This window comes from Candidatus Poriferisodalis sp. (genome assembly GCF_965208895.1).
Classification (GTDB): domain Bacteria; phylum Actinomycetota; class Acidimicrobiia; order Acidimicrobiales; family Poriferisodalaceae; genus Poriferisodalis.
In genome coordinates, this window is sequence record NZ_OZ242363.1 from 1,919,778 (window position 1) to 1,942,847 (window position 23,070).

General features: G+C 66.7%; 14 protein-coding genes. 9 read left to right on the plus strand and 5 right to left on the minus strand.

Annotated elements, in window-relative coordinates:
- Window positions 1-36 precede the first annotated feature (36 nt).
- On the minus strand, window positions 37-1,713 hold the full coding sequence (locus ACOGJB_RS08695; RefSeq protein ID WP_419840415.1) for a thiamine pyrophosphate-binding protein: 1,677 nt from the start codon (window positions 1,711-1,713) through the stop codon (window positions 37-39).
- A 279-nt stretch (window positions 1,714-1,992) separates the two neighbouring features.
- Here ACOGJB_RS08695 and ACOGJB_RS08700 point away from each other — a divergent pair, with 279 nt between their 5' ends.
- From ACOGJB_RS08700 to ACOGJB_RS08710, 3 genes are all read left to right on the plus strand, one after another.
- On the plus strand, window positions 1,993-5,742 hold the full coding sequence (locus tag ACOGJB_RS08700) for a hypothetical protein (RefSeq protein ID WP_419840416.1): 3,750 nt from the start codon (window positions 1,993-1,995) through the stop codon (window positions 5,740-5,742).
- A 248-nt stretch (window positions 5,743-5,990) separates the two neighbouring features.
- A complete protein-coding gene (locus ACOGJB_RS08705; RefSeq protein WP_419840417.1) occupies window positions 5,991-9,782 on the plus strand; it encodes a hypothetical protein in 3,792 nt (1,263 codons plus the stop codon).
- A 283-nt stretch (window positions 9,783-10,065) separates the two neighbouring features.
- Window positions 10,066-10,719, plus strand: coding sequence for a MamI family restriction endonuclease (locus ACOGJB_RS08710; RefSeq protein WP_419840418.1), 654 nt, complete (start codon window positions 10,066-10,068; stop codon window positions 10,717-10,719).
- Between the two features lie 47 nt (window positions 10,720-10,766).
- On the opposite strand, the gene ACOGJB_RS08715 is transcribed toward ACOGJB_RS08710, so the two are convergent.
- The gene (locus ACOGJB_RS08715) at window positions 10,767-12,683 is read right to left on the minus strand and encodes an N-6 DNA methylase (protein WP_419840419.1); all 1,917 of its coding nucleotides are present in this window, start codon (window positions 12,681-12,683) and stop codon (window positions 10,767-10,769) included.
- Window positions 12,684-12,938: 255 nt separating this feature from the next.
- On the opposite strand from ACOGJB_RS08715, the gene ACOGJB_RS08720 reads away from it, so the two are divergent.
- A complete protein-coding gene (locus ACOGJB_RS08720) occupies window positions 12,939-13,073 on the plus strand; it encodes a hypothetical protein (protein WP_419840420.1) in 135 nt (44 codons plus the stop codon).
- Between the two features lie 81 nt (window positions 13,074-13,154).
- Here ACOGJB_RS08720 and ACOGJB_RS08725 read toward each other — a convergent pair whose 3' ends face one another.
- Complete coding sequence (locus ACOGJB_RS08725) at window positions 13,155-13,346, minus strand: hypothetical protein (protein ID WP_419840421.1); 192 nt, start codon at window positions 13,344-13,346, stop codon at window positions 13,155-13,157.
- Between the two features lie 27 nt (window positions 13,347-13,373).
- Between ACOGJB_RS08725 and ACOGJB_RS08730 the strand changes: the two genes are divergently transcribed.
- Together ACOGJB_RS08730 and ACOGJB_RS08735 are read left to right on the plus strand one after the other, a co-directional pair.
- Window positions 13,374-13,595 carry a hypothetical protein gene (locus ACOGJB_RS08730; RefSeq protein WP_419840422.1) on the plus strand — a complete coding sequence of 74 codons (222 nt, stop codon included), beginning with the start codon at window positions 13,374-13,376 and terminating at the stop codon, window positions 13,593-13,595.
- Between the two features lie 166 nt (window positions 13,596-13,761).
- Entirely contained in the window at window positions 13,762-18,942 is a 5,181-nt protein-coding gene (locus ACOGJB_RS08735; RefSeq protein ID WP_419840423.1) for a hypothetical protein, read from the plus strand.
- On the opposite strand, the gene ACOGJB_RS08740 is transcribed toward ACOGJB_RS08735, so the two are convergent.
- The gene (locus ACOGJB_RS08740; RefSeq protein ID WP_419840424.1) at window positions 18,939-19,469 is read right to left on the minus strand and encodes a hypothetical protein; all 531 of its coding nucleotides are present in this window, start codon (window positions 19,467-19,469) and stop codon (window positions 18,939-18,941) included. The genes ACOGJB_RS08735 and ACOGJB_RS08740 overlap by 4 nt on opposite strands.
- 128 nt (window positions 19,470-19,597) lie before the next feature.
- Between ACOGJB_RS08740 and ACOGJB_RS08745 the strand changes: the two genes are divergently transcribed.
- The 3 genes from ACOGJB_RS08745 (at window position 19,598) to ACOGJB_RS08755 (ending at window position 22,542) form a co-directional block, all read left to right on the plus strand.
- Window positions 19,598-20,092 (plus strand): hypothetical protein, encoded by a 495-nt coding sequence (locus tag ACOGJB_RS08745; protein ID WP_419840425.1) that lies wholly within the window; start codon window positions 19,598-19,600, stop codon window positions 20,090-20,092.
- Window positions 20,093-20,311: 219 nt separating this feature from the next.
- Window positions 20,312-21,586 carry a cytochrome P450 gene (locus tag ACOGJB_RS08750; protein WP_419840426.1) on the plus strand — a complete coding sequence of 425 codons (1,275 nt, stop codon included), beginning with the start codon at window positions 20,312-20,314 and terminating at the stop codon, window positions 21,584-21,586.
- Window positions 21,583-22,542, plus strand: a complete 960-nt coding sequence (locus ACOGJB_RS08755) for an SDR family NAD(P)-dependent oxidoreductase (RefSeq protein WP_419840427.1) — start codon at window positions 21,583-21,585, stop codon at window positions 22,540-22,542. Before ACOGJB_RS08750 ends, ACOGJB_RS08755 begins: the two co-directional genes overlap by 4 nt.
- A 49-nt stretch (window positions 22,543-22,591) precedes the next feature.
- Here ACOGJB_RS08755 and ACOGJB_RS08760 read toward each other — a convergent pair whose 3' ends face one another.
- Window positions 22,592-23,029, minus strand: coding sequence for a nitroreductase family deazaflavin-dependent oxidoreductase (locus ACOGJB_RS08760; protein ID WP_419840428.1), 438 nt, complete (start codon window positions 23,027-23,029; stop codon window positions 22,592-22,594).
- Window positions 23,030-23,070: the final 41 nt, after the last annotated feature.

Here is a 23,070-nt window from a genome sequence, read left to right on the forward strand (position 1 = left end):
CCTGATGGCCTGCGGGCGCTACTTCATCGGCGTTGATCAGTTTTCGCGGCGGCGCTGGTGCGCTGGCAGGGGGAACGTGATGGGGATGAGCGCGGTGAGATCAATGTCGATGAGCGACGGTCCCACGGGGCCCGATTCGCCGCTGGCACGAGCGACAGCCTCGCTGAACGCCCCTTCGAACTCGGCGGCACTGGCGACCCGCTGGCCGGGCACGCCCATCGCCTCGGCGACGCCGACGAAGTCGATGCCGCCGATCTCTGTGCCGTGGTGTTCGTCCCACAACGCGTCCTGGATGATGCGCAGCACCCCGTAACCGCCGTCGTTGAACACGCAGACGATGACAGGAAGACCGTGCTCGGCCAGCGTCGAGATCTCCCCGATTGACAGCATCAACCCGCCGTCGCCCTGGATCACGACTGTCGGCTGCCCGCTGGCCAACGATGCGCCCACGGCCATCGGCACGCCGGGGCCGATCGCCGCGTTCGCCGCCCGGATGGAAGTGCGCGGCGCCACGATCGGCAGCAGCCGGTTGCCCCACATGTATCCCGGCACCGTCGTGTCGCGCACGATGCGCGCCTCGTCGGGCAGGACGCGGCGAATCGCATCGCAGATCGCTGCGTGATCGGGGCCGATCTCTTCGCGCATCGCCTCGATGTCGGCGGCACGATGCTTGCGGGCCCGCTCCACGAAGCCGTCGTCGATGGTGGGACTGCGGCCGCCCAGCCGCTCGAGCAGTCCGGCGAGACTGAGCTTCGCATCGCCGACGACGGCCAGCGAGGCTGGATAGTTCAGGCCGATCACGCCGGGATCGACATCGACATGAATCAGTTCCTCGGGCAGGCGCAGCGCCCACACCTTGGTCGCGTAGTTCTGGAACCGCGTGCCGACAGCGAGCAGCAGATCGGCCTCAGCGAAGACCTCGGCCATCTGCGGGCGGTCTGAGCGGAAACCCAACGACAGCGGGTGCAGCTCGCTCAGGGCGCTCCGCCCCTCGATCGTGGTCACGACGGGGGCGCCGAGACGTTCCGCCAGTGCCGTGAGCTCCGCCGAGGCATCGGCGCTGACGACGCCGCCGCCGGCCCAGATCAGCGGCCGCTGCGCTGCTGCCAAGCGCTCGGCTGCGTCGTCGAGCAACGCCCGCTCGGGCCGCAGCCTGGGCACATCAGCCGAACCCGCGAGCGGCGCATCGCCGACCTTGGCGTACTGGAAATCGATCGGAATCTCCACCGCGCCCGGCTGTGGTCGGCCCGTCCGCACGTCGTCGGCGATCCGGGCGATCTCGGCCGAGATCTCGCTCGGATGCCGCACCGAGGCCACGCTGCGGCACACCGTCGCCAGCATGGCCGCCTGCCGGTCGTTCTCGTGCAGGAAGCCCTTGCCCTTGCCGTAGAAGCGAGACTCGGTCTGCCCGGTCACCATCAGCACGGCCGAACTGCTGAACAATGCCTCGTACAGGCCCGCCACCGCGTTGGCCGCGCCAGGGCCGGTCGAAGTGAGCAGCACTCCCATCTCCCCGGTGGCCCGGAAGTAGGCGTCGGCGGCATGAGCCGCGGCCTGTTCGTGGCGGACCTTGACGACCTCGATGTCGTCGCGCACCGACAGAGCCTCGTACATCGGCAGGTTGTGCACGCTGACAATGCCGAACACGTGCCGCACGCCCATTCGCGCCAATGTCGCAGCGACTGCCTCGCCGCCGGTCATCTCACTCGTCACTGGCATGCACCTCGGAACCCGTTCATCGCCCGCACGGTAGCCCTGCGGCGCCATGCACCGCTGCGAGCCCGGAGTGTCAGCCATTCGGCCGCGATCATGACCACGAGGATGACAAGCGCCAGCAGATCTCATGCCGAGGGGGACTGTCTTGATCTGGTACGTCAGACGAAGCGTCGTGTCGCGTACACCGGTGTTTGCTGATCTAGTGTTCGGTGATCGGGACGGGATCGTGGTGCGGTTCGGCCCGATGCGACACAGCAACCCGAAAGGACGGTGGTCATGGTGGCAGTAGGGACTGATCGGGGCCGGGGCAGCGGTTCGGGTTCTGCTGGGGATGGCCGTCGGGCGGTGCCGCGGCGGTCGAGGGCTTGGCGGCGTTGGGCGGCAACGGCTGTGGTTGCGGTGTTGGCGGCGGGGCTGGTGGTGCCGGTGTCGGCAGGTCCGGCGTGGGCGCAGAATCCTCCTCCGGCGGTGGATTACGACGCGGACGATGACGGGTTGATCGAGGTTTCGAGCCTGGCGCAGTTGAACGCGATCCGGTGGGATCTCGACGGCGATGGCGCCGCTGACGTGTATCCGCCTGATCGTGACGGCCGCACCGGCCATGACCCCGACGGGGCTGCCAAGCTCGCGGCGGCGTTCCCTGATGCGATGGCGGCGATGGGCTGCCCGTCTGATGGGTGCGTCGGTTATGAGCTCGTCGACGACTTGGACTTCGACACGAACGCGAACGGCCAGGCCGACGCGGGCGACGCCTTTTGGAACGGCGGCAAGGGCTGGGTTCCGCTGATGGGCGGCGAGACGGTTCGCGGCTGGCACGCCTTGGACCGTTTCGAGGACCAAGTCGGGACCAGCTACCTGGGGGACAGGCCCAATCCGCGGGCTCGCATGTTCACTGCTGTGTTCGAAGGCAACGGCCGCACGATCGCGAATCTGTATATCGACGACAGCGCGCGGTGGTACGTGGGACTGTTCGGCTATGTCGGCCCCGGAGGGCATGTGCGCAATGTGGGGCTGTCCGCCTCCAATTCCGACAGCGGGGTGCGAGGCGGTCACAATGTTGGGGCGCTGGCAGGCGTGGTGGAGCGGGCCCGGATCAGCGGTGCCTGGTCCGATGTCGACGTGACCGGTCGAACCTACGTTGGCGGCTTGGCCGGGGTGACCTTTCGTTACGGCTTCGTGATCGAGAGCTACGCGACGGGCTATGTGCATGGTGTAAGTTCGGTCGGAGGCCTGATCGGGTTGCTGAACTGGTCGGGGGTTGCTGCGAGCTATGCCACCGGCGACGTGAGCACCTGGAATGGTGACGCGGGGGGCTTGGCGGGCTATTGGGTCGACGGGCGGATCAGGGCGACCTATGCCACCGGGTCGGTGACGCTGAACGGCGGCCTGTTGGTGCAGAACAACGGGCGCGTGCGGTCACGTGGCGGCGGCCTGGTCGGATCGGCCTCCCATTGCAGCTGGCGATACTGGCCGCGGATGCGCGCGAATTACTCCGTGGGCCACGTGTCGGGGCCACAAGGCGGGCGATATGAAGGGCTGACCGGTGGATGCGTCGGCAACCCCCCTCGGGCTGTCGCCGCGAGCTACTGGGACACAGACACCACCGGGCACACCGACAGCCCCGCCGACGTGGGCGCGGGCTACACGACGGCGCAGTTGCAGACGCCGACGGCTTATACGGGCATCTACGCGGACTGGAACGTCGACGTCGACGTGGGCGGGTATCACGGGCGTTTCGACGGGCCGGGCGACGATCCGTGGGATTTCGGGTCGTCGTCGCAGTATCCGGTGCTGAAGTACTGCGCGGACAAGCCGGGGATCGACACGGTCGACGGTGAGCCGTACTGTCCGCTGGATCCGGTGCGGCAGCGGTCGGGCGGCATCACGATCGTGGTCGTGCCCGACACCAGCGACGCGGACACGCCGCCGCCGGTTGTGTCGGTGTCAGCGGCGTCGGGCGGCACGGAGGGCTCTGATGCGGTGTTCACGCTGTCGGCTGCCCCGGCGCCACAGGCCGATCTCGATGTGACCGTCGAGGTGACTGCGTCGGGCGATTTCGGGGCGGCGGTGGGGTCGCGTACGGTCACGATCAGCGCCGGAGGGTCTGCGACGGTGACGGTTGCGACGGTCGATGACAGCGTCGACGAGGCCGACGGGTCGGTCACGGTGACGGTGCAGCCCGGCGAGGGGTACACGGTGGGCGCGGTGTCGTCGCTGAGCGCGGATGTCGTCGACGACGACGAGCCGACCGGCTCGCTCGATGACAGCAGCGACAGCGACGGCGATGGGGCGCCGCAGGGTTACGCGGTCGATCCTGCTGTGGTGGCGAAGGTGGAGTATCTGGCTTCGCAGACCCATCACGGCTCGGCGCATGTGAACCGCTGGCAGCGAGTGCTGGCCGCCTTCGGCGTGCTCGACGCGGCTGGCGTCGACGGGGGCGCGATGACTGTGGTGCAGGCTCAGCAGATGGCCGACACTCACAGCAGCCCGGTATGGGACGAAGTAGTCGCCGAACTGACAGCGCTCGAAGCCGCCGCGGCGCAACAGGACACTCCGGTGCCGCAAGGCGCTCCGGTGCCCGACGAGGGCGACGCTGTGCCGGTGACGGTACCCGTGGTGAGCATCACGGGCGCCGGCGATGTGACGGAAGGCTCAGGTGCGGTGTTCACGCTGTCCGCGGATCCGCCGCCGACTGCTGGTCTCGATGTGGCTGTGACGGTGTCGTCGCAGGGCGACTGGGGCGCCGCAGCCGGCCCGCAGACTGTCAGTTTCGCCGCGGGCGCGGCGTCTGCGGCGTTCACCGTGGCCACGGTCGGCGACGGCGTGGACGAGGCCGACGGGAGCCTGTCGGTCGCTTTGGACGCGCCCGCTGCCGATGCGGGCTATGAGGTGTCGTCCGCTCGCGGAACAGCCGCGGTGGCGGTGGCTGATGACGATGTGGATCCGTTGACGGTGTACATGATCTTCTTCGCGACCTCGATCGACGAGAACGGCACCGGCTACGACAACCAGGCCGGGCTCAACATCGGTCTGACGCGCACGCTGCGGTCGTGGGAGACGCTCACGGTGCCGTTGAGCGTGACCGGCGGCGACGAAGGCGCCCAATGGACGATGCGCGACCTGAACGATCCCGACGCAGTGTTCGCGAACGACTTCGAGGTGACCTTCGGCCCGGGCGATCAGCGCGTCGAGATGGCGTTGACGGCTGTGGCTGACAGCGACTGGGCCGATCACGAGATCACTGTGTCGTATGGGACCGGCAGCCGGGCGGCGACGCTCAACGGCAGCACCGACGGCGTGGCGTTGGGGATCTCGTGGGGTCCCGACGGAGTTGAGCGCGCCGACGGGTCCACCACGGTGGTGATCGTCGACAGCGACGAACCGCCGCCGCACGTGAGCATCACCGCCGCGTCGGGCGGCACCGAAGGAACCGACGCCGCCTTCACCGTGACCGCGTCGGCGCCTGCCGTCGACGACCTCGCCGTGAACGTGACGGTCAGCGCGACCGGCGACTGGGGAGCCACGACAGGCACACAGACGGTGACGATCCCCCAGGGCGCCACCGCGGCGACCCTCGCTGTCTCCACCGTCGACGACAGCATCGACGAGCCCGACGGGACGATCACCGCCACCGTGACAGCAGGCAGCGGCTATGAGATCGGACAGCAGCCGACACAGACCGCGCAGATCCTCGACGACGACGACCCGCCCCCCGAACCCGCCGTCGCGGCCTGCACCGGCAAACCGCGGGTGTCCGTCGCCGACGCCGCCGCGCAGCGAGGCGACGACCTCGAATTCGTGATCAGCCTCAGCTGCCGCTCCACCGACGCTGTCACCGTCTACTACTTCGTCGCCTACGGCGCCGACTTCGACAGCGTCCGCACCGTCGGCATCGCCAGCGGCGACACCGATGCGACCGTCAACGTGCCCACCGCCGGGGTCAACACATCGGTCACGTTCCACGTGGTGTACACCATCGGCGCCGCCAACTACTCAGCCACAGCCAAAGCCACCATCACCAACTGACATGCCGGTCATCGCCGATGCTGCGCGTCGCAGACACCGGTGTTTGTTGGTCTAGTGTCCGGTGATCGTGGCGGGATCGTGGTGCGGTTCGGTCCGATGCGACAGAGCAACGCCAAAGGACGGTGGTCATGCTGGCAAGAGACACAGATCGAGGCCGAGGCAGCAGTTCAGGTTCGGATGGGGCTGCTCGTCGGGCGAAGTCAGACGCGACACAGTCGAGGGCTTGGCGGCGTTGGGCGGCTGCCGCTGTGGCTGCGGTGTTGGCCGCTGGGCTGGCGGTGCCGATGTCCGCGGTGCCGGTGGCGGCGCAGAATCCGCCTCCGGCGGTGGACTACGACGTCGACGATGACGGTCTGATCGAGGTTTCGAGCCTGGCGCAGTTGAACGCGATCCGGTGGGATCTCGACGGCGACGGCGCCGCCGACGTGTATCCGCCTGATCAAGAAGGCCGCACCGGCCATGACCCCGACGGCGCGACCAAGCTCGCGACGGCGTTCCCCAATGCGATGGCGGGGATGGGCTGCCCGTCGTCGGGGTGCGTCGGTTATGAACTCGCCGCGAATCTTGATTTCGACACCAACGCAAACGGGCAGGCCGACGCCGGCGACGCGTATTGGAACGGCGGCAAGGGCTGGTTCCCGTTGATGGGCGGCGAGGCGATCTACGACTGGCAAGCCGACGATCGTCTCCAAGACGTGGTGGGGAACAGCTATTACGGGGAGGAGCTCGTCTTTTACGGGGACCGGCCCAATCCGCGTGCACGCATGTTCACCGGGACTTTCGAGGGCAACGGCCGCACGATCGCGAACCTGTTCATCAACGATCCCGACCGATGGCATGTCGGGCTGTTCGGCTACGTCGGCCCCGGCGGGAATGTGCGCAATGTCGGGCTGAGCGCCCCCAACCCTGACAGTGAGCTACGAGGCGCAAACAAAGTAGGAGCGCTGACAGGCTCGCTGGAGCGAGGCCGGATCAGCGGCGCGTGGTCCGACCTCGACGTAAGCGGAGCCCACCAGGTGGGGGGCCTGATCGGGGCGAGCTGGCGTGACGCGTTCGTTATCGAGAGTTATGCCACCGGCGACGTGACCGGGAGTACATCTGTCGGCGGCCTCACCGGGATGCTCAATTGGTCCGGCACCGCTGCGAGCTACGCCAACGGCCACGTACACGCGAGAAGCTGCGGCGGGGGAGGACTCGCGGGTGACCATCCCGACGGTCATATCAGAGCGACCTATGCCACTGGTTCGGTGACCGTCACCGGAGGAGGCTGCAACGTCAACGCGGTGCCGAAGGCGCTCGTCGGCAGCCTGATCGGAATATCGAATCAACTCTTCTCGTGGAACCGGCCGCGCGCGAACTATGCAATCGGGCGAGTCTCCGCGCCGTCAGGTGCCGGCGGAGTCGGCGGGCTGACCGGCATGTGCATCGGCTCACGGGCACCGCGTAGTGAGGGTTCGAACTATTGGGATGTAGAGACCACGCGCCAGGCGACGAGCCCGGTTTGCGGGGTGGGATACACGACGGCGGAGTTGCAGGCCCCCACGGGCTATACCGGCATCTACGCGGACTGGAACGTCGATGTGGGTGCGGACGGCCGTTTCAACGGTCCGGGTAATGATCCGTGGGATTTCGGGACGTCGTCGCAATATCCGGTGCTGAAATACTGCGCCGACAAGCCGGGCATCGACACTGCCGACGGCGAGCCGTACTGCCCGCTGGACCCGGTCCGGCAGCGGTCGGTGCGGACCACGATCGTGGTCGTGCCCGACTCCGATGACGCGAGCCAGCCGGATTCTGTCGTGTCGTTGTCTGCGGCGTCGGGCGGCACCGAGGGCGCCGACGTGGTGTTCACGCTGACTGCTGTTCCTAGGCCCGTGTTCGGGCTCGATGTGAATGTCGAGATCAGCGCCGTGGGCGATTTCGGCGTCACCGCCGGGACTCGCACGGTCACCATCGGCACCAGCGGCACTGCCACGGTGACGGTGCCTACGGTCGATGACAGCGTCGACGAGGCCGACGGGTTCGTGACGGCGACGGTGCAGGCTGGCGACGGCTACACCGTCGGCGCGGTGATGTCGCTGATGGCCGATGTAGTCGACGACGACGATGCGACCCAGCCACCGGCCACTGACCCCGATCAGGACTCAGGCGGCACTGAACCGCCCGGTCATGACGATGCGACCCAGCCACCGGCCACTGACCCCGATCAGGACTCAGGCGGCACTGAACCGCCTGGTCATGTGGTCGATGCCGGTGTGGTGGCGAAGGTGGAGTATCTGGCTTCGCAGACCCATCACGGCTCGGCGCATGTGAATCGCTGGCAGCGGGTGCTGGCGGCGTTCGGGGTGCTCGACGCAGCGGGCGTTGCGGGGGGCGCGATGACTTTGGTGCAGGCTCAGCAGATGGCTGATGCGCACAGCAGCCCGGTGTGGGACGAGGTAGTGGCCGAGCTGACCGCTCTCGAAGCCGCGCAGGCGACGGCACCGGACGATGCCCCGGTACCGCAGGACGCTCCGGTGCCGGACGAGGACGCTCCGACGCAGGACGCTCCGGTACCGCAGGACGCCCCGGTACCCGATGGCGACGCAGTGCCCGATGAGGGCGATGCGGTGCCGGTGGCGGTGCCGACGGTGAGCATCACGGGGGCCGGTGATGTGACTGAAGGCTCTGATGCGGTGTTCACGCTGACCGCGGTGCCGACGCCGACGGCCGCTGTCGATGTGAGCGTGACGGTCTCAGCGTCCGGCGAGTGGGGCGTGTCGGGTGGCACCCACACGGTCAGCTTCGCCGCGGACGCCCCGACCGCGGCACTCACCATCTCGACGGTCGGCGACGACATCGACGAGGCCGACGGCTCGGTGTCGGTCGCTTTGGATGCGCCCGCGGCGGACGCGGGCTACACGGTCTCCGCCGCCCACGGCACAGCGTCGGTGGCGGTCGCTGATGACGATGTGGACCCGTTGACGGTGTACATGATCTTCTTCTCGAGATCGATCGCGGAGAACGGCACCGGCTATGACAACCAGGCCGGGCTCAACATCGGGCTGACGCGCACGCTGCGGTCGTGGGAGACCCTGACGGTGCCGTTGAGCGTGACCGGCGGCGACGAAGGCGCCCAGTGGACGATGCGCGACCTGAACGATCCCGACGCAGTGTTCGCGAACGACTTCGAGGTGACCTTCGGGCCGGGCGACCAACGGGTGGAGATGGCGTTGACGGCTGTGGCTGACAGCGACTGGGACGATCACGAGATCACCGCGTCCTATGGGACCGGCAGCCGCGCGCCGACGCTGAACGGCAGCACCGACGGCGTCACGTTGGGCATCTCGTGGGGTCCCGACGGCACCGAGCGGGCTGACGGTTCGACCACCGTGGTGATCGTCGACAGCGACGACCCGCCGCCGCAAGTGAGCATCACCGCAGCGTCGGGCGGCACCGAAGGCACCGCAGCGACGTTCACCGTCACCGCGTCGAAGCCCGCCGCAGCCGACCTCGACGTCAACGTGGCGGTCAGCGCAACCGGCGACTGGGGCGCCGCCACAGGCACCCAGACGGTGACGATCCCTCAAGGCGCCACCGTGGCGACCCTCGCTGTCGCCACGACTGACGACAGCGTCGACGAGCCCGACGGGACGATCACCGCGACGCTCGCTGCGGGCAGCGGCTACGAGATCGGCGCGCAGGCGACACAGACCGCGCAGATCCTCGACGACGACGACCCGCCCCCTGAGCCCGCCGTCGCGGCATGCACCGGCAAGCCGCGGGTTTCCGTCGCCGACGCCGCAGCACGACGAGGCGACGACTTGGAGTTCGTGATCAGCCTCAGCTGCCGCTCCACGGGCGCTGTCACCGTCTATTACTTCGTCGCCTACGGCGCCGACTTCAACTCCGTTCGCACCGTCGACATCGACAGCGGCGACACCGACGCGACCGTCAACGTGCCCACCACCGGAGTCAACACATCGGTCACGTTCCACGTCGTGTACACCATCGGCGCCGCCAACTACTCAGCCCAAGCCGAAGCCACGATCACCGACTGACATGCCTGTCAACGAGATCGCGCACCCTCATCGACATCATGTCCACGGCACACGATTGATGAACGCCCTCGACGAGGGCTGGTGATTGCTCCGGCGATCGACATCCGGGCGATGCGGCCCTCGCGCTTCGCCGAGGGCGACCTGATGCACCTGTCCTACGGACCCAGCGCCCGAGCAGAGCAGGCATCCGGATGACACCTCTCGCCTCGGCCGGTATTTCGACCCGTTAGCAGCCCGGCCAGTGCAGGAGATCGGCTGGAGGCTTGTGGGCTAGCTTCGCCCCGTGGAACAGGAGCCATCCGTAGCCGAGCTGAATGAGAAGGTGCGTCGCGGGCTCGCCAAGTCGTTCATCGAAGACGCGGTAATCGGCCAATACCACCAGCTCGTGCGCTGGCAGCACATCACCGGCCAGTCAGCGCAGATCGACTCCGGTTATCTCGGTCAACATCTCGTGAGCCTGGTCTCAGGCATTCCGGGGCGGGGCAGAGGCAGCCGAGGCAAGGGAGCAGACCTCGCCGACGGCTCCGAGATCAAAATCGCAAGCACACTCGGCGGCGTCGACAAACCGCGCTGGAACAACAAGCTCAACACGCCACAGGCTGTCGATACCTACCTGAACAACCCTGCGATCTTCTTCAGTCTGTTCGACACGCCTGAGAGAGGCAAGGACCTTCCGGTGCGGGTCCGCGTCTGGGTCATTGAACCCCCACAGGACGCAGTCTTCTGCAACGTCGTCAGGACATGGGCTGCGAAGCATTCCTCGGGCAACTTCCAACTTCATCCGCCTTGTTGGAGCGACTCCGATGTCGCCACCAATCAGAGCGGCGACATCGCGCTGCCGCTAGCGTTTCGGGCGACCCAACTGGATATCAGAGGCGTGGATTACCTTGAGGTTGAGCACTGGGACCCGAGTCCCGGCAAGTGCTCGGTGCCGTAGTCGCAGTCTGAACCTGGTGGACGACGGCCGGCGCTGCGACCTACTCCTCAGATTTCTTGCGACAGCAGCGCGTGCTCCTCAATGCTCGTGCTCTGCGGGCACGAATAGAGCTCGCGCAGTCCCCCCCTTGCAGTTGCGATGTGGTCAAAGTGATCTCGGGCTGCCTGCCCCGCTTGCGTCGCCCATGACTCGCTAAACGGCGGGAGAATGAGCGACAGTACTTCGGCAGCGTCGATGCGGCGACGTGAACTCGATGTACCGCGGCCCAATGGGGCGATCTGTCGACGAACGAGTGGGTGCTGAAGCAGCACCAGCGCCGCGTATGGATCGATGTCTGGCCGGTAAACCCCGAACTCCGCCGAACACTGGACTGAACCGACGCTCTCAGGGACTACCGCTGCCCTGAACTTGCGCGGGTTGAGCAATGAGACGAGCAGTTCACCAGGCTGAGCGAGTTGGCCCGGGGTTACGGGCCGATTGAAGCTCGCAAGACTCCAGTCGACTGCACCGAGCTCATCCACGTGTAGGACCGACACGAACGGCAGGTCGCCTGCCAAGCGGGCACGGCGCTTGCCGCCGTAATGAAGGATGGTCCCGGCTTCGAGACCACCTGCGTCCTTGAGCGAAGCACGGGCGGCGTCCGCGTCTACATCAAGAGCCGAGGCCCCGAGGTTGGCCAACTCGGCAAGCCGTCGCTTGGCAACCTGCTTGGACGGCCGCCAAGTAGCTGCATCGGTGACGACATGCCGGATCTCCGCAGCGATCCGGGGAAGATCGTCGCCATGCGGATCGTGTGCCGGCGAACCCTTACTCATGACGAACCCAACGTGATCCGCACGCGCTAGAAATACATGCTTCTGCGGCTCGGATGCGGATTTCCGAACAAAGGTCACACTCGTTTTTGCCGTGGTTCCGGCCGGCGCGAACGTGACCGGCGGGAGGCTGACTACCCCTTCGAGGGCCAGCGGCAGGTCGCGCCGTGACCCATCGAGAAGTAACTCTCGCATTGCTCGGCCATTGCCCACTCCATCGGGTAGGACAATCCCGGCAACCCCACCCGGCGCGAGAAGCTCGATACAGCGAGCCACGAATGCAAGTGCGGGGTCAACACGCTGGGATCCGGCCAAGGTCGGAATGTAGTTGGCGGCCCGCTCGATTCCTTCCGGAGAATCGTACTTCTTGTCCCCAAATGGTGGATTGGTCAAGATCAGTGAGAATTGGCCTCGACACTGCGAGACGTGCCGATCCGTGATCGAGTCACTGACGAGCAGCACCTCCGGCGCACCAACCCCGGCTGCCATGAGATTTACTCGTGCCATTGCCACCGAAGATGCCGACTGATCCGCACCGAACAGCAGGCTGCCCCTCCCGAGCCAACGCTCGTCAAGACCTCGCCGGCGAGCCTCGTGAAGCAGGCCGACAAGAAAGCGTCCACTGCCACAGCACGGGTCGCCCATGAAGGTTTGGCCCACAGCTTCGGGTTCGGAGACCTCAAGCAACTCGAAGCCAACGTTCACCATGAGATCGACAACGCCTTCTGGAGTCAGGTACGTCCCGAGCCCTCCTGCGTGCTCATACCTGCCGCGCAGGAAGACGTCGAAGGCCGTACCCAATGGGTCGCATGCTCCAACTGCGCCAAGCTCCATGCTCCCGAGGATGCGCAGGGCTTCCGATAGCACGTCGCATCTCGAAATCCGAAGTGGCTCATCGATGGGCCAGACAGTCTGAGCTTGACCGTCTGACGAGCGCGCAGCGAGGGACGGCAGGCCGTTCGCCACCCGAAACGCCGCCTTGGCCAATCTGATGCTCTCGTCTTTGCCGTGCCGAATGCAGTCAAGGACAGGCCCGAGCCTTCCAAAGTCGGCAACTGCGGCATCAGGTTCGCGCTCAGCCGCAATCTTCAGCAACAGCAGCTTCGTGAGTTCCTCGACCGCGGCGTTGGAAGGACGAATTCCGCCACGCATGTAGAGAAGCTGGTGAAGGCCGTCAAGTTCTCTGGCCAAGTCAACTGGCGCAGTAGTCGCCGTACTCACCGATACCGCCTCTCAAACGGTCTCAGAGACGCCCTCGGCGTCAGGTGCTTCATTGTCATGAGGCCCTGTCACAACAACGCGCCGGTTGGCACCGAGCCGACCAGTCTGAATTGCCCATCGGCGCACCGCCGGGCAGTGCCAAACAAGTGTTCGAGAGACTGCCGCCACCGGCCGCGGGAATTCCTCATGACGTCGACGCCAGTCATGCACGACCTGACGGCGCTTGACGCCGAGACGCTCGGCGATCTCGGCTGCGCCCACTCGCTCATCGATATCAACACAGCGGCCCACGCCCGCATCGTGACACACGTTGCGTACTAAGTGACGCACCCACGAGAATCGGGCCGGCAGCGCAGCGGATTGATGCTGCGGGCCACTGCCGACGCCAGTGGCGGGCTAGCTTCAGGGGTAGGGCGAGTTGCTCACCGGGTGGAGCCGGCCCTCGGCGTAGCGCGAGTAGCGGAACGGCGCCAGCAACGCCTGGGGCTCGCCGCGCAGGTCGCGGGCCTGGCGGCGTTGGGCGGCGGCTGCTGTGGTTTCGGTGTTGGCGGCTGGGCTGGCGGAGGACTCGCGGGTGACCATCCCGACGGTCATATCAGAGCGACCTATGCCACTGGTTCGGTGACCGTCACCGGAGGAGGCTGCAACGTCAACGCGGTGCCGAAGGCGCTCGTCGGCAGCCTGATCGGAATATCGAATCAACCCTTCTCGTGGAACCAGCCGCGCGCGAACTATGCAATCGGGCGAGTCTCCGCGCCGTCAGGTGCCGGCGGAGTCGGCGGTCGGGAGTGTCAGCATGTCCACGACACACTATTGATGAACGCCCTCGACGCGGACCGGTGATTGCTCCGGCGGGCGAGCGGGTAACGCGAATTCCTGTCCCCGCTTCCGTGCGGGGGCGGGAGTGAGGCCCTGAGCTGCGGCGGTCGGGTGTTTGTTGCGAATGTTCTGTCCGCGCGTTGTTGTTCGGTCGCCGTTGTGGACGTTGGTACGCTTGCGGGGACGAGTCGTGTGGCCGCTTTGTGCGCCTTGTCTGTTATGGAGGCAGCTGTGTCGTTCCGGAGTCTTTTTACCCCCCCCCGAAATGAGTGCTGCGTCTCGATGGTCGGGGCGGGCGCTTCGCGGGCGGGCGGGTGACAGGCGGCGGCTGCGCCGGTTTGCGGCGTTGCCGCTGTTGGGGGTGTTCGCTGCGCTGTTGTCGCTGACGCCTGACGTCGCGGCGCAGACCTCGCGCACGATCACGATGTCCATTGACGGTGCCGGGCCTCCTGCGGGCTTCACCTATCCCACGATGGCCGAGGGCATCGCGGGCGCGCGGATGCTTCGCTTCACCTTGGACAGTCCGGCGCCGGCGGGCGGCATCGACACGGGGACCCCGGGTACTGCTCAGAACGGGAACACGCAGGTCATCGGCACGCTGATAGCCGAGGGTGACACCTCTATCGCGTATCGGATACATCCGAGCGACGACAGCGTGGACCGGCCCAACTACGCCTACGTGCAGGTTTATCCCAACACCCCCCCTTCGGGCGGCGCGTTTACCGTGGTCCCCGCGGACAGCACGGTCTTGCTGACCGTGGTCGATAACGACCCGACGACGGTCACCTTGACGCGTACTGACACCGGCGGGGGCACGCTGGACGAGGGCGGCACGGCGCGGTTCGAGGTGAGCCTGAGCCGCCCGCTGGTGGGCGCCGGGAGCCACGGGCCCGCCGAGGTGATCGCCGTGCCGCTGCGCATCGACCAGGCCGCTGCCGCGGTCACCACGTCGGATTGGTCGATCACGCTGGACGAAGGCTCGCCCAATGCCGGGGTTTCGCTGGGTATGCCCGTGGTCGGCAGCGGGGAGGCGTTCGCGCACCAGGTCGTCACCTTCAGCGGCGCGGGCGCGCAGACTGCTGTCCTGGAGGTCGCCGCCGTGCTCGATGACCTCTCGGGGGAATCAGACGAGGCGATCACCATCAGCCTGGCGTCTGACGCCGAGTTCGATGGGGCGACGCACGGGTCCGCCACCAACGTGGGCGGCGGCGCCGACCCGCATACGGCCGGCTCGCCCGCACTGACTGACCGTTTCAGTTTGTCGATCCTCGACGTCGATAACGTGGTCGTCGTCCCTGACGACTGGGCTCTGATCCCCAGCGGGGTCCAGCCCGGCGGCAGGTTCCGGCTGCTGTTCATCACCACCAGCTTCCTGCCAGCGACCTCCGGCGACATCGCCGTCTACGACGCCGCCGTCCGAGCGCGGGCCGCTGCCGGGCACACCGCGATCGGGCCCTACGCCCAGAAGTTCCGGGCGGTCGGGTCGACCGCGTCGGTGAGCGCCCGCAACCACGCCGGGCTGACCGGCGGCGGCGTGCCCGTCTACTGGCTGAACGGCTCGCAGGTGGCGCCGAACTACGCCGGCTTCTGGAGCGACCGGTGGCAGAACTGGGCCCAGCCCGACCGCAGAACCCAGTGGGGCAGCCCAGATGGTCACTCCGACTGGCCCTGGACCGGCACCGCCGCCGACGGCGCCAGTCACGCCAACCATCTGGGCCACCCCACCCATGCCCGGCGTGGACGATTCTCCGTGGGCCCGACCACAACCGGGCCGATCAGCGACAACAACGCCCCCGTCGGCCAGTCCCATTCCCTGTACGGCATCTCCCCGGTGTTCCAGGTGGACGCCGGTGCGCCGTTCGACGTCAACTACAAGCGGCTGTACGAAGGCGAGCGCAAGACCATCGTCGTCAGCGGACTCGGACTGACCGGGACCACGGTAACGGTGAACGCCTCGCCGGGCCCCTCCGACAGCGACTACAAGATCTACTACCCCGCCGGCGGCAGCACCACCATCAACAGCGGCTCCTTCGACGCCGCGGTCACCAACCGCACCGCGCGGTTCGACATCGAAGCCGTCGCGGACAACGTAGCGGACGAAATGCATCTGGAGCTCGAATTCACCCAGTCGGGGCAACCGGTAGGCAAAGCCGAGATACAGATTCTCGACGGCAGCCGCGGAGGCTCGATCCTCTTCCGCACCTGCCCCAACGGCGGCTGCACCACCACCAGCACCACCGGCTGGGTCGAATCGGACCGCCCGCTGATCCAGATGACGGAAGGCGGCGGCACGGTCACCTACCAGTACAAGCTGGTGGGGCACATGAACCAGGACGATGCGTTTGGAGAAGCCTCCGTCCGCATCGAGGACACGCGAAAGAAGGGCCCGCACAACGTCGGCACCGGTCTGGCGGATTGGGACCGGATCCAGTGCCACAGGACCGAGGACCATGGGACAATGACTCCGTTGGGCGGGAGCAGCAGTTACGTAGTCACTTCGACCAACTACACCAGCACTACTCAGTGGCATGACCTATTTGGCGGCTGCCCTTACCACGCGAACCAGATGTCATGGGCGGAGCGCAACGACTGGCAGACGGTCACCTATTCCGCCGGTCACGACGCCGACGCCTACGATGAAGCCATCGTGCTGGAGCACCGGGTGCGCACGACCGCGCCCGGCAGCGGCTACGTGTACGACGGCCCGCCCGGCCAGGAGGGGATTGGTCCGGCCCGGCAAAGAAAAATTACGCCGCGGACGTTCAGCACAGAGTATGTGGATCTCCGCATCGTTGACGACGACAATTGGGACCAGGAGTTCCTCTACTCCGGCGACAACGGGGTCACCTGGACCAAGGCGAGCGACGGCGGCCTGCAGAAAGCCATCCCGGACGAACTGGAGGTGGGCGCTACCCACGACGTGCTGATCAAGCTGTTGGACCCGTCGCTGGCTAGCCATTCGAATCAGGATTACATCTTCGCCAAGGTCGGCGGCTGCGGCGACCGGTATGTTGACCCGCCTTGCGATATCGGGTTGTCGCCGAACCTCTACGGCAATGACACGCCATCCTCCTTAACCGATCTCGACTGGGGCACGGGCTATTATGTTGACGCGGCGACCACCGACCCGGTCAGGCTGAGACTGCATGTCAGCGAGGATGCGGCGCCGGGAACCCGGAAGGCGCTCACCTTCTGGAACTACAGCTGGTTGAGGCGGACCGACACCGACCTGCCCGACCCCAGCCTGCGCCAACCCGGCCCCAACCGGAACACGGCCAGTCGCTATATCAGCGGCTTGCGCTACGAGGAGACCCGCGTGGTCGAGGTCGTACCCAAGACCTCGGGACAGGTCGTGGCGCTGCCGCCGACGCTGACCATCGCCAGCGCGGCGACGTCGGTGACCGAGGGCGGCGACGTGACCTTCACCATCACCGCCGACCCGGCGCCGCAGTTCGACGTCACGGTCAACCTGGCCGCGGATGAAGAGATGGGATCAGGGGTGGACCTCGTCGCCAGCTCCCTGCAGACCACGATCATCATCCCCGCCCACCAATCCACGGCCAGCTGGACGCACACGGCCTACTCCGACGACCTCGATCTGGACGACGGCACGGTGGTCGGGCGGATCGTGGACGACCATATGACACCGAGGGGGTACACGGTGGGCACGCCATCCAGCGTCACCCTGACGCTGGTGGACGACGACGATTCAGTCGTAACCGATAGCAACATCGGTGGCGCGCCGGAGGATACGTCGTCATACACCGTCGACCCGGCGCTGATCGCGGAGGTCAACGCGCACATCGCCGACTTCACCGCCCGCAACCACCCAGCCGGCATCCGCGACTGGAACCTGATCCTCGACCGGCTGGAAGGTCGGACCGGGATGAGCGACGAACGGATCGCCTCGTGGCTCGCGCTCTCGCGCCAGCACAACTGGGAAGACGGCAAGGTCACGCTGCCGAAGGTGCAGGCGGCGCTGGTCGCGCTGACGACTCCGCCGGTGCAGCCGCCCACGCCTGAGGTGAACATCACCGCCTCATCGGGCGGAACCGAGGGTTCCAACGTGACGTTCACCGTCACCGCGAGTCCCGCGCCGACGGCCAACCTGGATGTCAGTCTGGCGATTACGACCTCGGGCGACTACGGCGTCAGCGCCGGTACCCAAACGGTCACCATCGCAGGCGGCATGTCCAGCGCCACATTGACGTTGCCCACGACCGACGACTCGGTTGACGAAGCCGACGGCTCGGTCACCGCAACGCTCAGCAGCGGCAGCGGTTACACCATCGGCCAGTTGTCGTCTCAGACCGCGCAGGTCACCGACGACGATGATCCGCCCGAGCTTGAGCAGGTCGCGGTTACGCCAGTGGTCTCGATCAGCGGCGGCAACGGCGTCACCGAGGGCGGCAGCGCGAGCTTCACGCTCACGGCGACTCCCGCCCCCGACAGCGCGATCACGGTCAGCGTGACGGTCACCGCCAGCGGCGACTACGGCGCGACCACCGGCTCGCGAACCGTCAGCATCGGTACCGGCGGCAGCGCTACGTTCAGCGTTGCGACGACCAACGACTCGGCGGACGAGCCCGACGGCTCCGTCACGGCGACTGTGGTCGCCGGGAGCGACTACGACCTCGGTGCGAACAAGGTCGCAACGGTCGCCGTCGCAGACGATGACGATCCGCCGATCCCGGTGGTCAGCATCGCAGGCGGCGCTGGGGTGACCGAGGGCGGCAGCGCGAGCTTCACCCTGACGGCGACTCCAGCGCCGACGAGCGCCATCTCGGTGACTGTGACGATCACGGCCAGCGGCGACTATGGCGCTGCGACCGGCTCGCGAACCGTCAGCATTCCGACCGGCGGCAGCGCGACGTTCAACGTCGCCACCTCCGACGACTCGGCGGACGAAGCCGACGGCTCCGTCACGGCGACACTGGTCGACGGCTCCGAGTACGACCTCGGCACAGTCAAGACCGCAACGGTCGGCGTGGCCGACGATGACGATCCGCCGGTTGAGTCCTCCGTAACCGTTTCCATAGAGGACGCTTCCGCATCGGAAAGCGCTTCGGACCTGGTGTTCCGAGTGACCCTTTCCGAGGCGTCGAATGAGGACATCACGGTGCAGTGGGCTACCAGTCATTCGCAAAGCGCAAACCGTGCGCGCGGCGGTCAGGGCTACGCTCACGACTTCTGGCATGCGAGAGGAGAGATCCTGATTCGGGCGGGCAAGACCAGCGGCACCGGAGCCGTGTGGCTGAATCAGGACTCCAGGGACGAACCGGACGAAGTCTTCACGGTGAGGCTCTCCGCCCCGGACGGCGCGACGCTGGAACGGGCGGAAGGGACCATGACGATCATCGACGACGACTAGTCGTCATTGCCGATCGGCGCACCGCCGGCCAGTACCTGCCACACCAGCACCTCTCGCTCGTAGGGGTCTCGGGTGACCACTTCACGCTTCACCAGCGATCGGATGGCCACTTCCTCGGTGGCGACGGCCACCAGCGGGTCGGATTCGAACAGCACGAGCGGCTTGGCTGCCATCTCGTCCTTGGCGACACCGAGCTGATTGCCGGTGACGCAGACGTAGGTGAACACGCCATCGAGATCGTCGAGGCTGTGCTTCATGGACGTCTCCAGCGACAGCCCCCGCGACATGAACTCAGCGAGGTACACCGCAATGATCTCGGAATCGCATTCGCTTCGGCAGTCTGAGGCCAGAAAGGCGCCGCCGCCGCCGAGGGAGAGCGCTTCGAGCCGAGGACTGCAGTGGGCAGGCTCGTCGACCGTCTGAAGCGCTTCGACTTCCTCGACGAGGCATCTTGTGATTAATGCCGGCGAAGCAGCCTCGAAAGCGGTGACGGGATCCATCGTGGCCTCGGCCCCCAGAACACGCAATCAGCATGCCTCCCGAAGGGCCGATGTTCGGCATAGGGTGACCACGCCGGGAATCACAAACCGAGCGCAGGCGCCGCAGGCGCTGTTGACTCGTCCCGGTCACCCTGTCGTTCGAGGAGGACGAATCCATGCCCAATGGCAACGCAAGCGGCGACGCGCCAGGTCTCATCGGCGCGCTCGTCCGATTTGGCAAGCCGACGATGATCGGCACGGTACTCAGCCTGTACTGGTGCTTGTTCTGGCTGCTGAACGGCTTCGACAAGTTCCTCAACGCCGACACGTTCTACGGCGTGAACTTCAAGATGGCGCTGGAAGGCGCACTGCTGCCTTCATTGGGACTGAGCACATCGCTGGCATGGCCGCTGGCGATCATCGTCGGCATCACCGAAATCGTGCTCGGCCTGCTGTTCTTGGTGTCGCTGATCGCCTTCGCAACCCGCAAGCCGCACCGTTACGAGGTCGGCACCGCCTGCATCGGTCTCAGCGTGCTGTTCTTTGCGCTGCTGACAGCAGGAGCGATTCTGTTCGGAGCGCGCGACCACGTCCTGACCCAGGGTCTCTTCATCGGCACGCTGCTCGCCAGCGGACTGGTGCTGCACGTCTCACAGAAGGCAGCCGCCTGAGCCACATGATCGGCAAGGCCGGATCGGTGCCGGATTTCGTCAACGCCGCGACGACGGAGCTGCGTGACGCAGTGTCTCAGCGCTCGCGTAAGGTCTGTGCACCGCACGACCATTGATGCGCTGGCAGGCGCCGGGGCATCGGTGGGCTCTGCGTTGTCGGCGCGGCTGACGTGAGCGGACACCGAGCGATCGAGGAACACGGCGAGCACGGGGGGTGCTGTGACTTTGCGACCAGGCGATGTGAACTTGGCCAGCCAGGCCGACATGGCGCGCATCGGCAGCGCGCCGTATGACTACCTCGAGATGCTTCGCCGCGAGGCGCCGGTGTGGTGGAACCCGCCGCCGCCCGAGAACAAGCTGGCGAACCCGTGCGTGGGCTTTTGGGTGCTGAGCAGATATGCCGACGTGGATGCAGCCTCGAAGGACCCGCAGCGCTTCTCGGCGTGGGAGAACTCGGTGCTGTGGGTGGACGTCAAGCAGACTCCTGCCAATCTCGAGATGCAGCGTGCGGGGCTGCTGGGCATGGATCCGCCCCAGCACACCCAGCATCGGCGGCTGTTGCAGCCAGGCTTCACCCCGCGGCGTGTCGCAGCGCTGGAGCCGTTCCTGGCGGCCCAGGCAGAGCAGGTGATCGACGAGCTGGCCGCACGCGACCGCGCCGAGTTCGTGTTCGAGGTGGCCGCAGAACTGCCGATGATCCTGCTGTGCCAGATGATGGGCGTGCCCCAAGAACAGCGCCGCGAGTACCTGCGCATCGCGAACGACATCGCGAACGTTGAGTTCAACCCGAACTTCGAGACGTCCATGTTCGAGCTGTACGTGTTCTTGGACACGCTCGTGAAGAGCCGCGGCGATGCCGACGACGACACGATGCTGTCCAAGTACACCCACGGCGAAGTCGACGGCCGCGCGCTCACCCCCGACGAGATCACCCAGTTCTTCATCACCCTTTCCATCGCCGGGCACGAGACCACCCGCAACACCACCGCCCACTTCGTGCGCCTCATGGATGAACACCCCGACCAGAAGGCCCTGCTGCTCGACGACCTCGACAACCGGCTGCCCAACGCCATCGAAGAAGTGCTGCGCCACTCGCCGCCCGTCATGCAGTTCTGCCGCACTGCCACCACCGACATCGAGCTGCACGGGGTCACCATCCCCAAAGGCGACAAGGTGTACCTGTCCTACGTCTCGGCCAACCGCGACGAAGATGTCTTCGACGACCCCAACCGATTCGACATCACACGCGCCAACGCGTCATCGCACCTCGCGTTCGGCGCAGGACCGCACTTCTGCCTGGGCGCCGCAGTCGCACGCACCCAACTGCGCATCCTGCTCGGCGAGCTCTACCGGCGTCTGCCCGACATCTCCCTCGCCGAGCCCTACACACCCACCGGCAGCGTCTGGTTCAACGCCATCACCGCCATGCCCGTGCTTACCTGCCCCCACGCGGCCGGCCGCGGCAGCGAAGACCCCGCGGCAGCAGCATCGTGAGCGGAGCGGGGGAGATTGCCTCAGACGACGGCTCGGGCGCGTCGCGTCGCGAGTCAACCGACACCGTCGCCGGACGTCTGGTGGTGGTGACCGGGGCCGGCAACGGCATCGGTGCAGCCCTCGCCGCCGAGTCAGCGCGCCGCGGCGCCTCGACGGTGGTGGTGGCCGACATCGATAACGACGCAGCCGAGCAGGTCGCCTCGCACATCAACTCAGGAGGCGGCAAAGCGGTTGGGGTGCGCTGCGATGTCACCGACGCCGATGCCCTAGATGGGCTGGCCGGTGAGCTTTGCGCCCGGCACGGCACTCCTGGGCTGGTATGTGCGAACGCCGGGGTGGCCGCTTCGGGAGGACCGTTGCTCGACGGCGAGCCGCGCGACGCCCGCTGGGTGCTCGAGGTGAACTTCTTCGGCGTGCTCGCCACGCTGCGCTCGTTCGGGCGCGCGATGGCCGCCGCGCAAGAACCGGGATGGCTGCTCGCCACCGGCTCAGAGCACTCCCTGGGCCTGCCGCACGCAGGGGCCGGCGCGTACACCGCATCCAAGCATGCGGTGCTCGGGCTGTGCGAGGTGATGCGGGCCGAGTTGCCTGCCCATGTGGGCATCAGCGTGCTGTGCCCGGGGCTCACCTCCAGCCGGCTGTGGGCCTCCGGCGCTCATCGGCCCGGCGAGTTCGGCGGACCCACCGAGCCGCAGCCCATTTCCCAGGCAATCATCGAACGCGGCATGCCAGCCGAAGTGGTGGCGCAACGAGCGCTCGAAGGCGTCGCCGCCGGGCACTTCGTCATCGCGACGCACTACAACGCTCGCGCCTATGCCGACGCTCGGGCCGCTGAGGTGGCAGCCGCATTCGACCGGCTGGCCGCACACGACACCTCCAGCTGGGATGTCGGCGAAGTGGCTGCCACGGTGCTCGGCGAGCTCGCCGTCTCGAACGAGGACAGCGGCGGGGGCTGAGCGACCCTGTGTCGTGGCGGGCCGCAGCTTTGCCTGTCCGCTCAGACTCTCAACCGATGCGGCGCAGGGCGATGATGGGAATCTCGCGTTCCACGGAATCCTGATAGTCGCCAAAGCGGGGCATCGCCTCGCACATGGCGTCGAACGCTTCACTGCGCTCGTCGCCTTCGAGCACCACGGCGGTTGCAGCGAAGGTCTCGGTGCCGACTTCGAGCGTCACCCCAGGGTTGGCAATGATGTTGAAGTACCAGGAAGGGTGCCGCTCGTGACCGCCGGCTGAGGCCATCACGATGTAGTCGTCGCCGTGGTGGTGACAGGTGAGCGGGTTGGTGATCTGGCGGCCGCTGCGAGCCCCGGTCATCGTCATCAGCAGCATCGGATTGCCCTCGAACCTGCCGCCGCAGCGCCCTTCGTTCTCCCGAAACTCGGCGATGATCTGCTCGTTGAACGACAGCACCTGACTGTCCTGCATTCCCTTCATCGACATGATGCGCCCGCTCCCGCTCGAACCAGTGGACTCACGAACCC